14 protein-coding genes are annotated in these 16,500 nt (G+C 65.5%); 10 read left to right on the top strand and 4 right to left on the bottom strand.

The features are described from left to right. Window positions 1–4: 4 nt before the first annotated feature. Window positions 5–811 carry a methylenetetrahydrofolate reductase gene (locus QFZ46_RS07165; protein WP_373457669.1) on the bottom strand — a complete coding sequence of 269 codons (807 nt, stop codon included), beginning with the start codon at window positions 809–811 and terminating at the stop codon, window positions 5–7. Window positions 812–969: 158 nt separating this feature from the next. Here QFZ46_RS07165 and QFZ46_RS07160 point away from each other — a divergent pair, with 158 nt between their 5' ends. From QFZ46_RS07160 to QFZ46_RS07150, 3 genes are read left to right on the top strand one after another with little or no spacing between them, the layout of a single operon-like run. After that, entirely contained in the window at window positions 970–3,000 is a 2,031-nt protein-coding gene (locus QFZ46_RS07160; protein ID WP_307359852.1) for a chorismate-binding protein, read from the top strand. Window positions 3,001–3,030: 30 nt separating this feature from the next. Beyond that, on the top strand, window positions 3,031–3,486 hold the full coding sequence (locus tag QFZ46_RS07155; protein ID WP_307359849.1) for a MarR family winged helix-turn-helix transcriptional regulator: 456 nt from the start codon (window positions 3,031–3,033) through the stop codon (window positions 3,484–3,486). 43 nt (window positions 3,487–3,529) lie between these two features. After that, window positions 3,530–4,642 carry a 5-methyltetrahydropteroyltriglutamate--homocysteine S-methyltransferase gene (locus tag QFZ46_RS07150; protein WP_307359847.1) on the top strand — a complete coding sequence of 371 codons (1,113 nt, stop codon included), beginning with the start codon at window positions 3,530–3,532 and terminating at the stop codon, window positions 4,640–4,642. Between the two features lie 33 nt (window positions 4,643–4,675). Here QFZ46_RS07150 and QFZ46_RS07145 read toward each other — a convergent pair whose 3' ends face one another. Both QFZ46_RS07145 and QFZ46_RS07140 read right to left on the bottom strand, forming a co-directional pair. Further along, window positions 4,676–5,521 carry an IclR family transcriptional regulator gene (locus QFZ46_RS07145; protein WP_307359845.1) on the bottom strand — a complete coding sequence of 282 codons (846 nt, stop codon included), beginning with the start codon at window positions 5,519–5,521 and terminating at the stop codon, window positions 4,676–4,678. A gap of 56 nt (window positions 5,522–5,577) precedes the next feature. Beyond that, the gene (locus QFZ46_RS07140) at window positions 5,578–6,945 is read right to left on the bottom strand and encodes an aminomethyl transferase family protein (protein WP_307359842.1); all 1,368 of its coding nucleotides are present in this window, start codon (window positions 6,943–6,945) and stop codon (window positions 5,578–5,580) included. A 273-nt stretch (window positions 6,946–7,218) separates the two neighbouring features. Here QFZ46_RS07140 and QFZ46_RS07135 point away from each other — a divergent pair, with 273 nt between their 5' ends. The 5 genes from QFZ46_RS07135 to QFZ46_RS07115 are packed head-to-tail and all read left to right on the top strand — an operon-like array spanning window position 7,219 to window position 11,911. Beyond that, entirely contained in the window at window positions 7,219–7,998 is a 780-nt protein-coding gene (locus QFZ46_RS07135; protein ID WP_307359839.1) for an ABC transporter ATP-binding protein, read from the top strand. Beyond that, window positions 7,985–8,695, top strand: a complete 711-nt coding sequence (locus tag QFZ46_RS07130) for an ABC transporter ATP-binding protein (RefSeq protein WP_307359837.1) — start codon at window positions 7,985–7,987, stop codon at window positions 8,693–8,695. The genes QFZ46_RS07135 and QFZ46_RS07130 overlap by 14 nt, the downstream gene beginning before the upstream one ends. Window positions 8,696–8,697: 2 nt before the next feature. After that, complete coding sequence (locus tag QFZ46_RS07125; RefSeq protein WP_307359835.1) at window positions 8,698–9,579, top strand: branched-chain amino acid ABC transporter permease; 882 nt, start codon at window positions 8,698–8,700, stop codon at window positions 9,577–9,579. Further along, window positions 9,579–10,622 carry a branched-chain amino acid ABC transporter permease gene (locus QFZ46_RS07120; protein WP_307359833.1) on the top strand — a complete coding sequence of 348 codons (1,044 nt, stop codon included), beginning with the start codon at window positions 9,579–9,581 and terminating at the stop codon, window positions 10,620–10,622. Before QFZ46_RS07125 ends, QFZ46_RS07120 begins: the two co-directional genes overlap by 1 nt. A gap of 59 nt (window positions 10,623–10,681) precedes the next feature. After that, a complete protein-coding gene (locus tag QFZ46_RS07115; RefSeq protein WP_307359831.1) occupies window positions 10,682–11,911 on the top strand; it encodes an ABC transporter substrate-binding protein in 1,230 nt (409 codons plus the stop codon). Window positions 11,912–11,960: 49 nt separating this feature from the next. Here the strand turns inward: QFZ46_RS07115 and QFZ46_RS07110 are convergent, their stop codons facing one another. Next, window positions 11,961–13,163: an MFS transporter gene (locus tag QFZ46_RS07110; protein ID WP_307359829.1), complete on the bottom strand. Its 1,203-nt coding sequence runs from the start codon at window positions 13,161–13,163 to the stop codon at window positions 11,961–11,963. 82 nt (window positions 13,164–13,245) lie between these two features. On the opposite strand from QFZ46_RS07110, the gene fdhD reads away from it, so the two are divergent. Continuing rightward, window positions 13,246–14,139, top strand: coding sequence for a formate dehydrogenase accessory sulfurtransferase FdhD (fdhD, locus tag QFZ46_RS07105; RefSeq protein ID WP_307359827.1), 894 nt, complete (start codon window positions 13,246–13,248; stop codon window positions 14,137–14,139). After that, window positions 14,123–16,468 carry an FdhF/YdeP family oxidoreductase gene (locus tag QFZ46_RS07100; RefSeq protein ID WP_307359825.1) on the top strand — a complete coding sequence of 782 codons (2,346 nt, stop codon included), beginning with the start codon at window positions 14,123–14,125 and terminating at the stop codon, window positions 16,466–16,468. The genes fdhD and QFZ46_RS07100 overlap by 17 nt, the downstream gene beginning before the upstream one ends. The last annotated feature ends 32 nt before the right edge of the window (window positions 16,469–16,500 follow it).

Genomic DNA, 16,500 nt, shown 5'->3' with positions numbered 1-16,500 from the left:
GCCGTCAGGACTGGGCCTTGATGTACTCATGGGTCCACTCGGCCGCGGCGAGCAGGCCGCCGAAGGTGTAGAAGTGCAGCATCACGGGCGCGGTGCGCGGGGCGGCTGCGAGCAGGCTGGAGAGGTCGGAGACGAACTTGTCGGGTCCGGCGGTACCCATCAGGTTGGTGAGCGAGAAGCCGTACTTCTTGACGATCATCGCGTTGGCGCCGACTCCGAAGCGGCGCGAGAACGCGATGAGTCGCTTGATTCCGGCGGGTCCGGGTGTGCCGATGCGGATCGGGCTCGTGATGCCGCGATCGCGCACCGCCGTTATCCACTCCATCACCGGGTCCGTGTCGAAGGCGAACTGGGTGAGTATGACGGCATCCAGGCCCTGTTCCTTGAGTGCGGCCGACTTCTCTTCGAGGTGACGCCAGAGCACATCAGTGGGGATGTCAGGATGACCTTCCGGGTATCCGGCGATGGACACCTCCTTGACGCCGTAGTTCTGAAGGATGCCGGAGCGGATGACGCTGAGCGAGTCCGGATAGGGGCCCTCGGGCTCTGCCGGGTCGCCGCCCACCGCGAAGACATGCTCCGTGGCACCGACTTCCTGAAGACGCGCGAGAAACTCCTCGAGCTGGGCCTGGCTCTGAAGGCGCCGCGCAGAGATGTGCGGGACCGGGATGAACCCGAGCTCCTTCACGGCCTTGGCGGCGGCGACACGCATCTCGAGGTCCTCGTTGCCGAGGAAGGTGACGTTGATCTTGGTTCCCTGAGGGATGGCATGTGCGGCTTCGCGAAGGCCCGGAACATCCTTGCCCGTCATTTCCAGAGAGAACTGATCCACCAGCTCTCGTGCAGCAGCCTTGGTCGTTGCCGGGGCGATGTTTCCCACGTGCTGATCCTTTCGGGTCCGCGATGCGCAGCTTTGCGCCTCTGTTGAAGGACAATACCTATTACGATAGGTAATCGCAAGAGGGAACGGTGTCGGACGACCATGAGATCACGGCGATGAGGCGGAGCGTGGATCAGTCGGCGCGGATCCTGATCATCGACAACTACGATTCGTACACCTACAACCTCGTCCAGGCTGTCGGTCGGCTGGTCGATATCGAACCCGAGGTCGTGCACGTGGACCGCTTCGATCCACGCACGGAATCGGAGTACGCGGCGATCATCGTCTCGCCCGGACCTGGTCATCCCGCCACGGAGCCCGCCTTCGCCGCCTGTCTGGAACTGTTCGCCACGCGAACGCTTCCGACGCTCGGCGTCTGCCTCGGACATCAGGGGATCATCATCGTCCATGGGGGCACCGTCGATCGCTTGCCGCCTGCGCACGGCGAACTCGACGAGATCGAACACACGGGCACGGGGCTGTTCGAAGGTGTGGCGCCGCGCACCCGCGTCGTGAGATACCACTCGCTCGGTGCGCTCGACGTCCCGCCGACGCTCGACGTCACGGCGCGTACCGACGATGGAGTCGTGATGGCAGTGGCGCATAAGGTGCTTCCGCACTACGGGCTCCAGTTCCACCCCGAATCGATCCTGACCGAGGAGGGCACGAGGATGCTGCAGAACTTCCTCGTGCTGGCCGGCTTCGCTCTGCGCGAGGATCCCCCGGAACAGGATGAAGCGACGGCGACGCCGCCGGGTGACGCGGCCCAGGCTGCCGGCCCGCACGTATCCCTGCGATATCCCGAGTGGATCGCGCCGGAGATCGTGGCCTCGCATCTCCTGCGCGGACGGAGCAGGGCCTTCTGGCTCGACTCCGCCGACTCCCGCGAATGGAGCGGGCGGTTCTCGCTGCTCGGCTACCTCGATCCCGAAGATGAGAGCGTGGTGGTCGGGGGAGCGGAGCATGCCGGCGCCGGCGTCACAGCGATTCCCCGAGCGGAGTTCCTGCGCCACCTCGTTCGGTTGTCCGCTGAGGCGTCGCCGCCCGCCGCCGACGCGCCGCCCGGTGTCGGCGGCTGGGTGGGGATAGCGGGATACGACACCCAGGAGATCCTGCCGTCGGCGGAGCCAGGATCGCCAGCGGACGGGTTCTTCATGCGGGCGAACCGCACCGTGGTGTTCGATCACGAGCATCGCCTCATCACCTGCTTCGCCGCTCTGGAGACGCAGGTGGCGCAACTCGTCACGCTGCTCGACGAATCGCGCACGCTTCAGAGCCCTGCCGCACCCGCGAGGATTATGCCGCGATCGACGCTCCCGCGCGAGCAATACGCTGCCGCGTATCAGCGCATCGATGACGCACTCCGGCGGGGGGACACATATGAAGCGGTCCTCACCTTCCCGCTCGAGTTCGAACTCGACGGCGATCCGCTCGACCACTATCTGGAGCTGCGGGCGCGGAGTCCTGCTCCTTACTCAGCATATCTGCGGCACGGCGCCGAGGTCGTGCTGTCGGCGTCGCCCGAGCGCATGCTGTCTGTGACGCGATCAGGCGACGCGGAGGTCCGTCCGATCAAAGGCACCCTTCCTCGATCGGCGAACGCGCAGGGCGACGCGATCGCTCGGTGGCGACTTGCCACCGAGGATAAGTTCCGTCGCGAGAATCTGATGATCACCGATCTCATCCGCAACGACCTGGGAACAGTCGCTGTGCGCGGCTCAGTCGCCGTCACCCAGCTGATGGAAGTGGAGACGTATCGCGGAGTCCACCAGCTCGTCTCTGCGATCAGCGCGAAGCTCAGACCGGAGCACGGTCCCATCGACTGCTTGCGAGCGGTCTTCCCGGCCGGATCGATGACAGGGGCGCCGAAACGCCGAACCATGGAGCTGATCCGAGACGTGGAATGGGCACGGCGCGGGCTGTATTCGGGGTCGCTGGGCTGGTTCGATCGATCTCGCGCAGAGTTCTCGGTCGTCATCCGGACGCTTCATGGCTCGAACAGCCGACTCAGGCTCCATGTCGGCGGAGGCATCATCGTCGGGTCCGACCCCGATGATGAACTCGACGAGGCGATGGACAAGGCGCGTTCCGTCGCCACGGCGCCGCTCATCCCCTCCTGACGACGGGGTCTCGTGAGGGAGGATGGGGGAGTGAGTGAGAATCTGAACCTGATCTACGTGATCAAGCAGCTCGAGTCGGGGCTGCGCCGGCCGTTCATGGCCACCGTCAGATCGCACGGAATGTCAGCAGCTCAGTACACGGCGCTCTCAGTCCTTGATCGGCTCCCTGGAATCACCTCGTCCGAACTCGCCCGCAGGTCGCTCGTGCGTGCGCAGTCGATGGCGCAGACGCTCGCTCCCCTGATCGAGGAGGGGTTGGTGCGACGGGAGGCGGATCCCGAGCATGCGCGTCAGATCCTTCTCTTCATCACTCGAGACGGACGCGAACGGATGCGTGCGGTGCGCGTGGATGTCCAAGCGATCGAAGACCGCCTCACATCGGAGATGAGCGACGTCCAAGCGGTGCAGTTGGAATCGCTCCTTCGGCTCGCTCGTCACGGTCTGGCGGCCGCAGAGGGCCAGCGACGCACACGTGACCTCTCGTGACAGCTGATCAGCACGGAAGACGAGAGAACACTATCGTCGGAGTGTGGCTACCGCACCGTTCTACGCCGACATCGTCGGCAGCTTCCTCCGCCCGCCCGCGCTCGTAGAGGCTCGCGCACGTTTCGCGCGCGGCGACATCGATGCCGACGCGCTTCTCGCCGTTGAAGACGAGACGATTTCGAACCTGGTCTCACGTGAGGCGGACAGCGGGCTCAAGCTCGCCACCGACGGAGAGTTCCGCCGTTCGTGGTGGCACTTCGACTTCTTCGACGGTCTGGGCGGTGTCGACATCGTCGAGCTCGACCACGGCATCCAGTTCCAGGGCGTGCAGACCAAGCCGCGCGGCATCGAGCTGAACGGAAAGATCTCGTTCGACGCATCGCACCCGTTCGTGGAACAGTTCCGTTCGCTCAAGTCGATCGTCGAACGCACCACCGGTGTGGTGCCGAAGTTCAGCATTCCTGCGCCGACGGTGCTCGACTTCCGGCTCGAGCAGGAGGCCGTCGATGCGTCGATCTACGACGACCGCGACGACCTGGTCGACGACCTCGTGCTCGCGTATCGGGATGCGGTCGCCGCGCTCTACGACGCCGGTGCCCGCTACCTCCAGTTCGACGACACGGCGTGGGCGTACCTGTGTTCCGATGTCGAGTTGGAGAAGGCCCGTCAGCGTGGCATCCGCGTCGACGGAATCGCCGAACGCTACGCGGACATGCTCAACCGTGTGCTCGAAGGCAAGCCCGACGATCTGGTGGTCGCCACGCATGTGTGCCGAGGCAACTTCCGCTCCACCTGGATCTCGTCCGGCGGGTACGAGCCGGTCGCCGAGCAGCTGCTGGCAGGCACGTCGTATGACGCCTATTTCCTCGAGTACGACAACGAGCGGGCGGGCGGCTTCGAGCCGTTGCGCTTCCTTCCTCAGGGGCGCAAGAGCGTCGTGCTCGGACTGATCACCTCGAAGTCCGGGCAGCTGGAGGATCCGCAGCTCATCAAGAACCGCATCGACCAAGCGGCGGGCTTCGTCCCCCTCGACCAGCTCCGGCTGAGCCCGCAATGCGGATTCGCGTCGACGGAAGAGGGCAATGTCCTCACCGAAGACGAACAGTGGGCGAAGGTGCGCGAGGTCGTGGAGATCGCTGCCGACGTCTGGAACTGACGCGCCGGTGCCGCGATAGGACGTGCCGCGGTCTCAGCTCGACGACAGTCCTTCCAGATACTCGAGCGACCGGAGCGAGCGTCCGACGTGCGGTCGGAGGCCGTGGATGCGGTGCTCCATGTCTGGGCGATACGCCTGGGCGAGGTCTCTGGCGATCCCCGCAGCGGCGCGGTGCAGTACGGCGATGTGCGGGTTCGGTGAGCTCTCATCGTTGGCGACGACCACCCCGATCGCGGCATAGATGCCGTCCGCGTCCCGAACCGGCACGGCGATCCCTCGCGATTCCGGATGGATGTATCCGTTGGCCACGGCGTAACCGTCCTCGCGCACCTGACGCAGGCGTTCGCGCAGCCCGGTGCCGGTGCGCATGCGGGAGTCGGGGAAGTCGTGCGGGACATGCGCCAGGACGTCTGCAATCGTGTCGTCGTCTGCGTGCGCGAGCAGCACCAGCCCGCTGGAGGACGCATGGAGCGGGGTGCGTCCGCCGATGAGCGTCGCATTGATGACCGACTCACGAGTCGACATCCGTTCGATGAAGAGCACGCTGCGTCCGCTTCGCACGCCGAGTTGGGTGTGCTGCTTCACCCGGTCGTGGACGGCATCGAGCCACGGTCGAGCGACTTCGCGGAGCCCGAGTGCTCTGGGGGCGCGGCTCGCGAACTCCCAGAGCCGCACCCCCAGGCGGTATGAACGATCGGGGAGCCGTTCCAGCAGGCCTTCGCGCTCGAGCTCACCGACGAGCCGGTGCGTGGTCGAGACCGGCAGACCAGATGCGGACGCGATCTCACTCAGGGTCAGGAACGGGTGCCGCACGTCGAAGGCGTCAAGAACGCGCAGGTGTCGATGAAGCACCGAATCGCTCTCCGGCATCCGCTCCATCTCTCCTCCTCGACCACATCGTAGTTCGACGGGGAGGCGGAGCGGATACCCGTGGGTCATTCGTCGGAGCGATAGGTCGTGCGCGCGAAGGAATGATAGGGAGCCGGCGCCACAGTCGCGCGTATCCGCACCTGCCGATGGTTCGCGTCGACGGCCGCCTTCCGGGAGATGGGATCCTCTCCCCACACGACTTCGACGGTATCGCCATCGTTGATCGCCACGTCGACGGTCGCCAGCGACATGTACAACTGGTCGTGGGCGACATACCCGGCATCTGTGGAGATGCCCACAGGGCGGCCCTCCTGGACGACCTCGTCCATCTGGTAGAAGCCGTATCGCGCCTTCGGGAAGTCCAGGAACTTCGCCGGTGTGCCGGGTTCGAGCTGCGACTTGACGACATCGGCGACGTCGCTCGGGTTCCACAGCAGCGTCACCTTGCGCCGCGGCGGATTCGCGGCGTGCGCCTCGAGTGCAGCGCGCCCGTGGAACTCGTGATCGAAGCGCACCGACTTCCCGAGTCCGATATCGAACGGGGTCAGATAGAAGTCGCGCACGTCGGTGGAGTACAGCGAACCGCCGATGGAACCGGCGCGCGATGCCGGTAGCCACTCCCGATACTCTGCGAGGTCGTGCTCGAAGATCGCGGGGAACGGAGTGGGCACCCAGCCGGACTCGAGCGGCGAGGAGGAGTACGCCTTCGCGCCCACCCGGCGGATATCGAATTCTTCGCCCGCCGCCATGATCGCGTCCGCGATGACCTCGTGGTCGGCCCACGGCCCGTAGAACTCGAATCCGGGTTGGCCGGCCATGCCGTGACGCAGAGCCCTGGCGGTGCGACCGGCGATCGAGACCTCGCCGATGTGGAAGAACTTGATGTCGGGGGCGGGGCCTCCGAAGAGCTTCTCCATGACGAAGTCGGCATTCGGCCCCTGGACCTCGTAGCGGTAGAAGGTCGGTGGGCCTTGGCGCATGTTCGAGTTGCCCTCGAGGCGTGCGCGCACATCTCGTCCCGCGGCCTGGGCCTTCTCGACGTTGAACCGTACCCAGTCGATCAGGATGTGGTGCCCGATCAGCACCAATCCCTCTGGGCCGTCCGCGTTGTAGAACAGGATGCCGTCACCGATGAGGTAGCCGCCCTCGTTGACGGCGATGAGCTGCTTGGCGACGCCGGGTCGGAATGTCGCGAACGTGTTGGGCGATATCGACTCGAGGAGAGGAATCAGATCGCTGCCGTCCAGGAAGAGCTGGGTCATGTGGTGCGACTGATCCAGGAGTGCCACCGACTGCATCCACGCGCGCTGCTCGTCACGCCAGTTCGTGAACTCCGCGGCTACCGGGAATGTGAAGGCGGGCCAATCCTGGTCGCGCAGGAATTGCACCGGGTTCCCCGCGCGTTCGACCGCCTGGGCAAGTGTTTCAGTCATCTTCGACCTCCGTCTGTCGTGGAGCATCAGCGTATGAGCGCAGCCGAGGCCGGCCGTCGACTTTTTCCGCTGACCGGGAACGCGGAACGGGTTCGGCTGATCCGATGCTTGCGACCCGGTGATGACTATGGCTATATATCTATGTAAATAGTGCTATCTCGATGAGCATCACCGTATGATGACGGATGGATCGATCGGAAGACGGCGTGCAGGTATCTTCCGTGACGACGTAGTGTTTCAGTCTCCTTATGCAATGAAGCGAAAGGCGGAACGATGGGCGCGCAGCTCGTGGTCGAAGACGTCAACCTGCACTTCGGCGGCGTGAAAGTCCTCGAAGAGGTTTCGTTCACTGCCGAGGCCGACCAGATCCTGGGACTCGTCGGGCCGAACGGTGCGGGAAAGACATCGCTCTTCAACTGCGTGAGCGGTCATTACCGGCCGAGTTCCGGGTCGATCGCGATCGCCGGCACCGAGGTTCTGGGTTCTCCTCCGGCGACGCTCGCGCGTCATGGCCTTGCCCGCACCTTCCAGCATCCCGCGCTGCAGCTGCACGCGACCGTGCTCGAGAACGTGCTGCTGGGGGCGCACAGCAGACTCCCCGGGGGCCCAGTGGAATGGTCGCTGCGCTGGCCGCGGACCGTCCGTGCCGAGAAGGCCGTCCGCGAGGAAGCGATGGAACTCCTCGACAGCCACGGGCTCGCATGGGCGGCATCGGTTCGGGCGGATGAGCTGTCGCACGGTCTGCACAAAGGTGTCGAGCTGTGCCGTGCACTGCTCATGAAGCCGCGCCTCCTCCTTCTCGATGAGCCGGCCGCCGGGTTGCCGCACTCGGAGGTCGAGCAGCTGATCGAGACCGTGCGCAGTATCCGTGAACGGGATATCACGATCGTGGTCGTCGAGCACAACATGGGCCTGATCTCGGCGCTGACCGACCGCGTGGTGGTGCTCGACCACGGCCGCAAGCTCATGGAAGGGTCAGCGTCCGAGGCGCAGGCTGACCCGCGAGTGATCGAAGCGTATCTCGGAAAGGATGCCGTCGATGACGCTGCTTGAGGTATCGCGGATGCAGGCCTTCTACGGCCGTGTCCAGGTGCTCGAAGACATCTCGCTCTCCATCCCCGACGGGGGAGCAGTCGGGATTCTCGGCGCGAACGGGGCGGGCAAGACGACGACACTGCGTGCGATCTCCGGCGCGGTGCGTTCCGGAGGCGACATCCGCTTCGATGGCAAGAGCCTTCGTGGGCTGCGTCCCGACCAGGTCGCCGCGCGCGGCATCGCTCACGTCCCTGAGGGGCGCGGTACGTTCTCGGATCTGACCGTCCGTGAGAATCTGCGAGTCGGCGCGTATCGCCGCAAGGACGCCAAACAGGTCCATGAGGACATCGACTACTGCCTCGACCTCTTCCCGCAGTTGCAGAACCGGGTGCGCTCGAACGGTTCCGCGCTCTCCGGCGGTGAGCAGCAGATGCTCGCGATCGGGCGCGCCATCATGGCGCGGCCACGGCTGATGCTGTTGGACGAGGCATCGCTGGGACTCGCTCCCAGCACGGCGAAGACGGTCTACAAGGCGATCGGCCGCCTGCGACAGGATTCCGGCATCGCGATGGTCGTCGTCGAACAGAATGCGAACCTCGCGTTCACGCTGGTCGACAGCGCGACCGTGCTCGAGGCAGGGCGCAATGTGCTGACCGGGTCGACGGCTGAACTCAAGGGCATGGACGAGATCCGCCGCGCCTACCTGGGAGGGTGAAGATGGGCACATTCCTGCAGCTCATGATCGATGGTCTCTCCACCGGGTCCATCTACGCCGCGCTGGCGTTGAGCATCGTCCTCGTCCACCAGGCGACCGGCCTGATCAACTTCGCGCAGGGCGGGATGGCGGTGCTGTCCGCATACATCGCGTGGGTGATCTACGGCTTCGGCGCACCGCTCATCGTCGCGATCCTCGCCGCGGTCATCATCTCGTTCTTCCTCGGCGCGCTGATCGAGCGGTATCTGGTGCGCAGATTCGAGCGCGGAGATCCCGACACCGCGGTCGTCGTGACCATCGGGCTGCTCACTCTCATCACCGGCATCTGCGCGTGGTTCTGGACGTACAACAATCAGCTCTTCCCGTCGTTGTTCCCGCTCGACACGGTGCAGATCGCCGGGGCGGTGATCAGCGTGCGCTCGCTCGGGACCATCGTCGTGATCGTGGCGATCATGCTCCTGCTCCAGGCGCTCTTCGTCGGCACGAAGTTGGGCCTCGCCCTGCGCGCGGTGGCGATCGACCCGTCCTCTGCAGCGCTCTCGGGGATTCCGGTCGGACGGAACCTCATGATCGGATGGGGACTGGCTGCCTCGCTCGGCGCCATCGCGGGTGTGCTGGTCGCTCCACAGCTCACCCTCACGCCGGGAATGATGGATTCCGCGCTGGTGTACGCGCTGGCAGCGGTGATCCTGGGTGGTCTGACGAGTCCGATCGGCGTGGTCGTCGCCGCGTGGCTCATCGGGATACTCGAGAACCTCGCGGCCGTGTACGTGCCGTTCATCGGCCACGATCTCAAGATCGCCGTGCCGTTCGTCCTCGTGTTCGTGGTGCTCCTCGTGAGACCTCAAGGTCTGTTCGGCCGGAAATCGGTGGTGCGAGTGTGATGACTGCAACGAATTCGTTCTCGACTGCACCCGCTTCGCCGTGGCGCGCGCGACTGGAGCGTCCGTGGGTGAAGTGGGGCCTCGTCGTCCTGGTGGTGGTGCTGGCGATCGTGGTGCCCTTGCTGCTGCCGGAGTTCGCGAACCAGACGCTTGCACGGATCGGGGTGTTCTCCGTCGCGGTGCTCGGTCTCAACGTCGTCATGGGATACGCGGGACAGATCTCGCTCGGCCAGATCTTCTTCGTGGGACTCGGCGCCTACGTCACCGCCTACGGATACAACGCGGGCTGGAACATCGTCATCGTCTTCGTGCTCGCGTGCCTCATCCCCGCTGTCGTGGGAATGGTGGTGGCGCTCGCTGCCGCTCGGCTCGGTGGACTGGCCATCGCGATGGTGACGATCGCGCTTCCGATCATCGGCGTCCCGCTGGCCAAGCGATTCTCAGAGGTCACCGGTGGATCGCAGGGGACATCCGCTCGATTCTCCGCGGCCCCCGAGTGGTCGGGACTCTACGACGACCAGTGGCAGCTGTACCTCGTCATCCTGATCGGGGGGATCACTTTCCTGCTCACCCGCAACCTGGTGCGAGGCAAGTACGGCCGTGCGTTCGCGATCGTCAAGGGCAACGAGTCCGTCGCGGCATCGATGGGGGTATCGCCGTACCGCTTTAAAGTCCTGGCCTTCACGATCGCCTCCCTCATCGGCGGGGTGAGCGGCTTCCTCTACATGGTGGTGGTGCAGTACACCTCACCTGAGACGCTCAACTTCGGGCATTCGATCGAACTGCTGGCCTCGATGGTGATCGGTGGAGCGGGAAGCATCATCGGTTCGCTCATCGGGGGTGCGTGGTACGTGCTCCTCCCGCAGGTCACGAACATCATCGACCCGAACCTGACGACGGTGCTACAGGGCGCGATCCTGCTCATCGTGCTCTTCTTCCTGCCCAACGGGTTCGTGTCCTTGCCGCGCCTGTTGCGACGCATAGGCCGACGTGACGCTCCGCAGCGCTCGGTCGCCGAAGTTCCACAGCACACCGAAGAGTAAGAACACACAGAGAGGCACCACTCATGAGTATCAATCGCAGAAGAAGCAGGGTTGCGTCCGTGGTGGCAGGGATCGGCATCGTCGCCGTCCTCGTCGCCGGTTGCTCCCGTGGCGGCGCAGAACCCGATGGTGACGGCGGGGCGGCCGCGGCCAGCCCGGGCATCACCGACACGACCATCACCCTGGGGATGACCACACCATTGAGCGGGGGCACCGCGGGTCCTGGTACCTGCACGGTGGCAGGACTCAAGGCCTATTTCGGGAACGTGAACGCCGCGGGCGGGATCGAGTTCGGCGACGGCAAGACCCGTACGGTCGAGATCAAGGCGCTCGACGACGAGTACGATCCGCAGAAGGCGAAAGCGAACTACGACCAGCTCAAGGGCAGCGTCTTCGCGATGACCGCGGGCCTAGGCACCCCGACGAACCGGGCCTGGCGCGAGGCAGCGATCGCCGATGAGGTGCCGCAGGTGCTGATCCAGACCGGTGACCCGCTGTTCAGCAACAAGGAGGAGAGCCCGTGGCAGCTCGGGTTCGTTCCGGTGTATCAGAACGAGGGAGAGGCCTTCGGCGAGCTGCTGGCCGGTGCCGGCGGCGAGCACAAGGTCGCGATCCTCTCGCAGAACGATGACTACGGCGAGGGTTACGTCGAAGGATTCAAGTCTGCGATCGAGGGCGCCGACAACATCGAGATCGTCAAGGAACTCACCTACGAGGCGACCGACACGTCCGTCGACGCACAGCTCACCGAGCTCGCGGCATCGGGCGCGGATGTGCTGTTCAACGCGATGTCGATCACGCCGCTGGTGATCTCCTCGCTGCAGAAGGTGCAGGAGATCGGATGGCTGCCGAGCCTGTTCCTGCCGTCGAACACCTCGAGCCCGACGGCGATCCTCGAGCCCGGTGGTGCGGCGGCGCTGCCGGCGGTCTACACCGTGTCGTTCGCGAAGACACCGCAGAGCCCTGCATTCGCGGAAGACGAGGACGTCGTCACCTTCCTGTCAGACCTCGCCGAGTACGCGGACTATCCGGAAGCCCCCGCGTTCCCGCACTGCATGTGGAGCTACATGATCGGGGCGACGCTCGAGCAGGTGTTCACCAAGATGACCGAGCCGACGCGTGAGGACTTCATGGCGCAGCTTCGCACCATCTCGGACTTCGAGGCGCCGCTCATGCTGCCCGGCACGTCCGTCGACACCACCGAGGACGACCAGCCGGCCGTGTCGACGGTTCAGGTGATCAAGTACAACGGCAAGGGTTACGAAGCCGTCGAGTCCTGGGACGAATAGCCCGCACCGCGGTGATGTCTGAGCGCCGGCCCGAGGTCAGGGTCGGCGCTCAGCGCGGTTCGAGGACGAAGCGGTCGCGTGCGGCGAAGATGCCGATCACGCCCTGCGTGATCATCGTGAGGAGCAGGATGACCAGTGACGCCGTCCAGCTTCCCGTGATCGCATGCACACCGCCGAAGAGCACCGGACCGATGGCTGCTATGCCGTAGCCGACTGATTGCGACATTCCCGACAGTGCGGACGAGATGCTGTGATCGCGAGCGCGCTGCGCGATCAGTGTCAGTGCGACACCGAGCGAGGAGCCCGAGAACAACCCGAGTGGCATGACCCAGAATCCGATCGCGTCTGGGGCGACCAGTATCCCCGCGCCTCCCACCATTCCGACCAGGGGCAGCAGTGCAGGCGTGATCTGCGCTCCGCGTCCGCGCATCAGCACGGCGATCGTCAGCGAACCGGCGATGGAGAACGCCTGGTACACCATGACGTCGAACCCGGCTGTCAGCGGGCTGCGTCCGATGTCCGTCGACATCGACGCCAGCCAGGTCACGAGCACGTAGAAACAGGTCGATTGCACGCCCATGTACGCAGCGACCAGCCATGCCATCGAATCGCGCCAGACTCCGGTGCGGGGCTCGCGCACGAATGGGCTCGCTCGCATTGCGCGGATCTCGCGTCTGCGGACGAACCACCAGGCCGCCAGGCCGAGGGGTATGACGAGCCCGCCTGTGGCGAGCAGGGACAGCCGCCACCCCGACCCGGAAACAGCACCGCTCAGGTCGGCGATCGGAACGGCGAGACCGGATGCCACGGCGCCCGCGCCGCCGAGGATCGCCGAGTACACGCTCATCATCAGGGGCACGCGCAAGGGGAAGTCCCGCTTGATGATCGCGGGCAGCAGGACGTTCCCGACTGCCAGGGCGACACCGATGAGCGCTGTGCCGATCCACAACCACGCCGTCGATCCTGGGATCGAGCGGACCGCCGTGCCCAGGCCCAGCACTCCCATCGCGGCGAGCACAGCCCCGCCGAGTCCGAGCCGTCTTCCGATACCGTGCGCGAACGGAGAGGCCGCAGCCCACATGATCAGCACGATCGTGGAGAGTGCGCCCAGGAGGGCGAGCGGGATGCCGGTATCGGCGCTCATCCGGCCGATCAGCGGCCCCACGGCGGTGATCGCAGGGCGCATCATCGCGGCGACCAGACAGAGGGCGATCACGCTCGCGACGAGCGCTCTGCGTGTCTGCGGCGTCATGACAGCACCATCATCGAGAACTGTCCATATCGCTACGTTAGCGCGGCCCCACGACGCGCCGCAGAACACTATGCTCAGAGGTATGGGTCGGATCACGACGAGGCGATCGGTACTGAAGGTCACGGTGGGTGAAGGCGCCCGCCGCGGCCCTGACACGCTCGCCGTCGAAGAGCCGCTGGAGATCCGTGTCGCAGGCACTCCACTGGCCGTGACCATGCGCACTCCCGGTCACGATGTCGAACTCGCGGCCGGATTCCTCGTCTCGGAGGCAGTGATCGGCGAGGGGGCCGAGTTCCAGTCCGCGATCCACTGCGGCGGGCCCGGTACGGGTGGGGTCGAGAACACGTACAACGTCCTCGACGTCTCGTTGGCTCCCGGAGTGGCCCTGCCCGCGCCGGAGCTGGCGCGTTCTTTCTACACGACCAGTTCGTGCGGGGTCTGCGGCAAGGCCAGCATCGACGCCGTCGAGACGGTCTCCCGTCACGACGTCGGGGTGGATGCAGTGGTCGCTGACGCTGCGGGCATCGCTCGGTATCCCGACCGGCTGCGCGAGCAGCAGGCTGCGTTCGACAAGACCGGTGGCCTGCATGCGGCCGCGCTCTTCGATGTCGCCACTGGAGAACTGCTCGTGCTGCGAGAAGACGTCGGGCGCCACAACGCCGTCGACAAGGTCGTCGGGTGGGCGGTACTGCATGATCGCCTTCCCCTGCGCGGGACTGTCCTGCAGGTCTCGGGTCGGGCGAGCTTCGAACTCGTGCAGAAAGCGGTGATGGCCGGCATCCCGATCCTCTCTGCCGTCTCGGCACCGTCGTCCCTCGCGGCGGAGCTGGCCGAGAAGTCCGGTCTGACGCTCGTGGGATTCGTGCGCGGTCAGACGATGAACGTGTATTCACGCCCTGAACGAGTCCGGACGGATGCCACGGCACCCGATCTGGCGCTCGTGTCGGAAGGAGCAGCTCATGATCACTCTCGATAGCGGCGTCGCTTTCGGTTTGATGCCGGAGGTTCCCCGCCAGGGCGGCTACGGCCCTGTGACGACGAAGGCGTGGTCGCAAGAGGACTACACGCACCCCGCCGCGGGCTGGGGTGCGGCGGTGTCGGTCGGTGAGGTGCTCGTGAAATCGCAGCGTCCGGTGAGCGGCGCGTTGTCGATGTTCACGATGAACCATCCGATCAAGGGATTCGACTGCCCAGGTTGCGCGTGGCCCGATGATCAGAAGGGCCTGAAGCTCGACATCTGCGAGAACGGGATGAAGCACGTCACGTGGGAGATGACGCACAAGCGCGTAGGAAGCGGCTTCTTCTCGAAGCACACAGTGAGCGAGCTTTCCACCTGGACCGACTACGAGCTCGAGAACACCGGCCGTCTGACCGAGCCGATGGTCTACGACTCCGAGACCGATCGCTACGCACCGATCAGCTGGGACGACGCCTTCGCACTCATCGGTGAGGAGCTGCGGGCACTGGGCAGTCCGGATGAGGCGACGTTCTACACCTCTGGGCGGCTCAGCAACGAGGCATCCTTCCTCTACCAGCTGATGATCCGCGAGTACGGCACGAACAACATGCCGGACTGCTCGAACATGTGCCACGAGGCCTCCGGCCGTGCGCTCACCGCCTCGATCGGGTCGGGCAAAGGGACCACGACCGTCGAGGACTGGGAGCAGACCGATCTGCTGTTCCTGCTCGGGGTGAACGCCGCCTCGAATGCGCCGCGCATGCTGACGGCGTTGTCGGATGCCGTGAAAAACGGCGCGCAGGTGGTGCACGTCAATCCGCTGATCGAGGCTGCATCCAGGCGTACCACTGTGCCGCACGACTTCGTCGACATGGCGCTGTTCAAGACGCACGAGACCGGCACTCTCGACCTGCAGGTTCGTCCTGGCGGCGACATGGCGCTGATGCGCGCCATCGCGAAGGTCGTGTTCGAAGCGGCCGAGGTCGACCCCGGCGCGCTCGACACCGAGTTCATCGCGCAGCACACCAACGGCATCGATGAGTATCGTGCTGTCGTCGAGGCGACGCCGTGGCCGGAGCTGGTGCAGCAGTCCGGGCTCACTGAGGAGCAGCTCCGCGCGGCCGGGGCCCTCTACCTCGCATCCGGCAAGGCGATCATCAGCTGGTGCCTCGGCATCAGCCAGCAGGAGCACGCCGTCGACATGGTGCGCGAGTTCATGAACGTGCTGCTGCTGCGCGGCAACATCGGCCGACCGGGTGCTGGGCCTGCACCGGTGCGCGGGCACAGCAACGTGCAGGGCAATCGCACCTGCGGCATCAACCACCATTCGCCGGCCTGGCTGCTGGATGCCCTCGACGAGGTCTGCGGGATCACATCGCCTCGCGAGCCCGGACTGGACACCGTCGCCAGCATCCACAAGATGCACGAGGGTGCCGTCAAGGTCTTCGTGAGTCTCGGCGGCAACTTCGTGCTGGCCGCTCCCGACACCCACTACACCGCAGAGGCGCTGAGCGGATGCCGGCTGACGGTCCAGGTGGGCACGAAGCTCAACCGCAGCCACCTCGTGCACGGTGAGAAGGCGCTCATCCTTCCGTGTCTGGGGCGCACCGAGCGGGACGAGCAGACAGGCGGACTGCAGGGGCAGTCGGTCGAGGATGCCATGAGCATGGTGCACCTGTCGGTCGGCAAGAAGAAGCCGGCCTCCGAGCATCTGCTGTCGGAGCCCGACATCATCGCGCGGATGGCGCGCGCCACGCTGCCGGACAGCAGCACGCCGTGGGAGGAGTACGCGGCCGACTACGACCGCATCCGTGACGTGATGGCGAAGGTGCTGCCCGGGTTCGAGGGGTTCAATGAGCTCGTGCGTCAGCCGAACGGGTTCCGCATTCCTCAGCCGGCGCGAGAGCTCGACTTCCGCACGGCGTCGGGTAAGGCCGATTTCTCGGCGCCGGCGCTGCATGACGTGCTGCCCGCTTCCGACGACATGCTGGTGCTGCAGACCATGCGGTCGCACGACCAGTGGAACACCACGATCTACAGCAACAACGACCGTTACCGCGGAGTGAAGAATCTGCGTGAGCTGATCTTCATGCACGAGGACGACATGCGCGATCGCGGCATCTGGCAGGGCGATCTCGTCGACATCGTCTCGACGTCGAAGGACGGTTCGCAGCGCGAGCTGCGGCAGTACCGGGCGGTCGCGTACGACACGCCGCGGGGGAGTGCGGCCGGCTACATGCCCGAGATGAACGTGCTCGTCGGCGAGGCCGACTACAGCGCGCAGAGCGATCAACCGCTCATGAAGAGCATCCACGTGCGAGTGACGCCGTCGGCGGGAGTCCGCTGATCCGCGGATGCGGCGTCAGCGGCGTGCTGCGT

It is taken from the genome of Microbacterium murale, assembly GCF_030815955.1.
GTDB classification, from domain to species: domain Bacteria; phylum Actinomycetota; class Actinomycetes; order Actinomycetales; family Microbacteriaceae; genus Microbacterium; species Microbacterium murale_A.
The sequence above is the reverse complement of the archived record's forward strand: the minus strand, read 5'-3'. Positions and strand labels throughout refer to the sequence as shown.

Bases quoted from the DNA above. Each gene is read 5' to 3' on its own strand.
- QFZ46_RS07140 (WP_307359842.1), bottom strand. From the start codon at position 6,945: ATGACTGAAACACTTGCCCAGGCGGTCGAACGCGCGGGGAACCCGGTG.
- QFZ46_RS07145 (WP_307359845.1), bottom strand. From the start codon at position 5,521: ATGGAGCGGATGCCGGAGAGCGATTCGGTGCTTCATCGACACCTGCGC.
- QFZ46_RS07125 (WP_307359835.1), top strand. From the start codon at position 8,698: ATGGGCACATTCCTGCAGCTCATGATCGATGGTCTCTCCACCGGGTCC.
- QFZ46_RS07130 (WP_307359837.1), top strand. From the start codon at position 7,985: ATGACGCTGCTTGAGGTATCGCGGATGCAGGCCTTCTACGGCCGTGTC.
- QFZ46_RS07110 (WP_307359829.1), bottom strand. From the start codon at position 13,163: ATGACGCCGCAGACACGCAGAGCGCTCGTCGCGAGCGTGATCGCCCTC.
- QFZ46_RS07135 (WP_307359839.1), top strand. From the start codon at position 7,219: ATGGGCGCGCAGCTCGTGGTCGAAGACGTCAACCTGCACTTCGGCGGC.
- QFZ46_RS07120 (WP_307359833.1), top strand. From the start codon at position 9,579: ATGACTGCAACGAATTCGTTCTCGACTGCACCCGCTTCGCCGTGGCGC.
- fdhD (WP_307359827.1), top strand. From the start codon at position 13,246: ATGGGTCGGATCACGACGAGGCGATCGGTACTGAAGGTCACGGTGGGT.
- QFZ46_RS07165 (WP_373457669.1), bottom strand. From the start codon at position 811: ATGACGGGCAAGGATGTTCCGGGCCTTCGCGAAGCCGCACATGCCATC.
- QFZ46_RS07100 (WP_307359825.1), top strand. From the start codon at position 14,123: ATGATCACTCTCGATAGCGGCGTCGCTTTCGGTTTGATGCCGGAGGTT.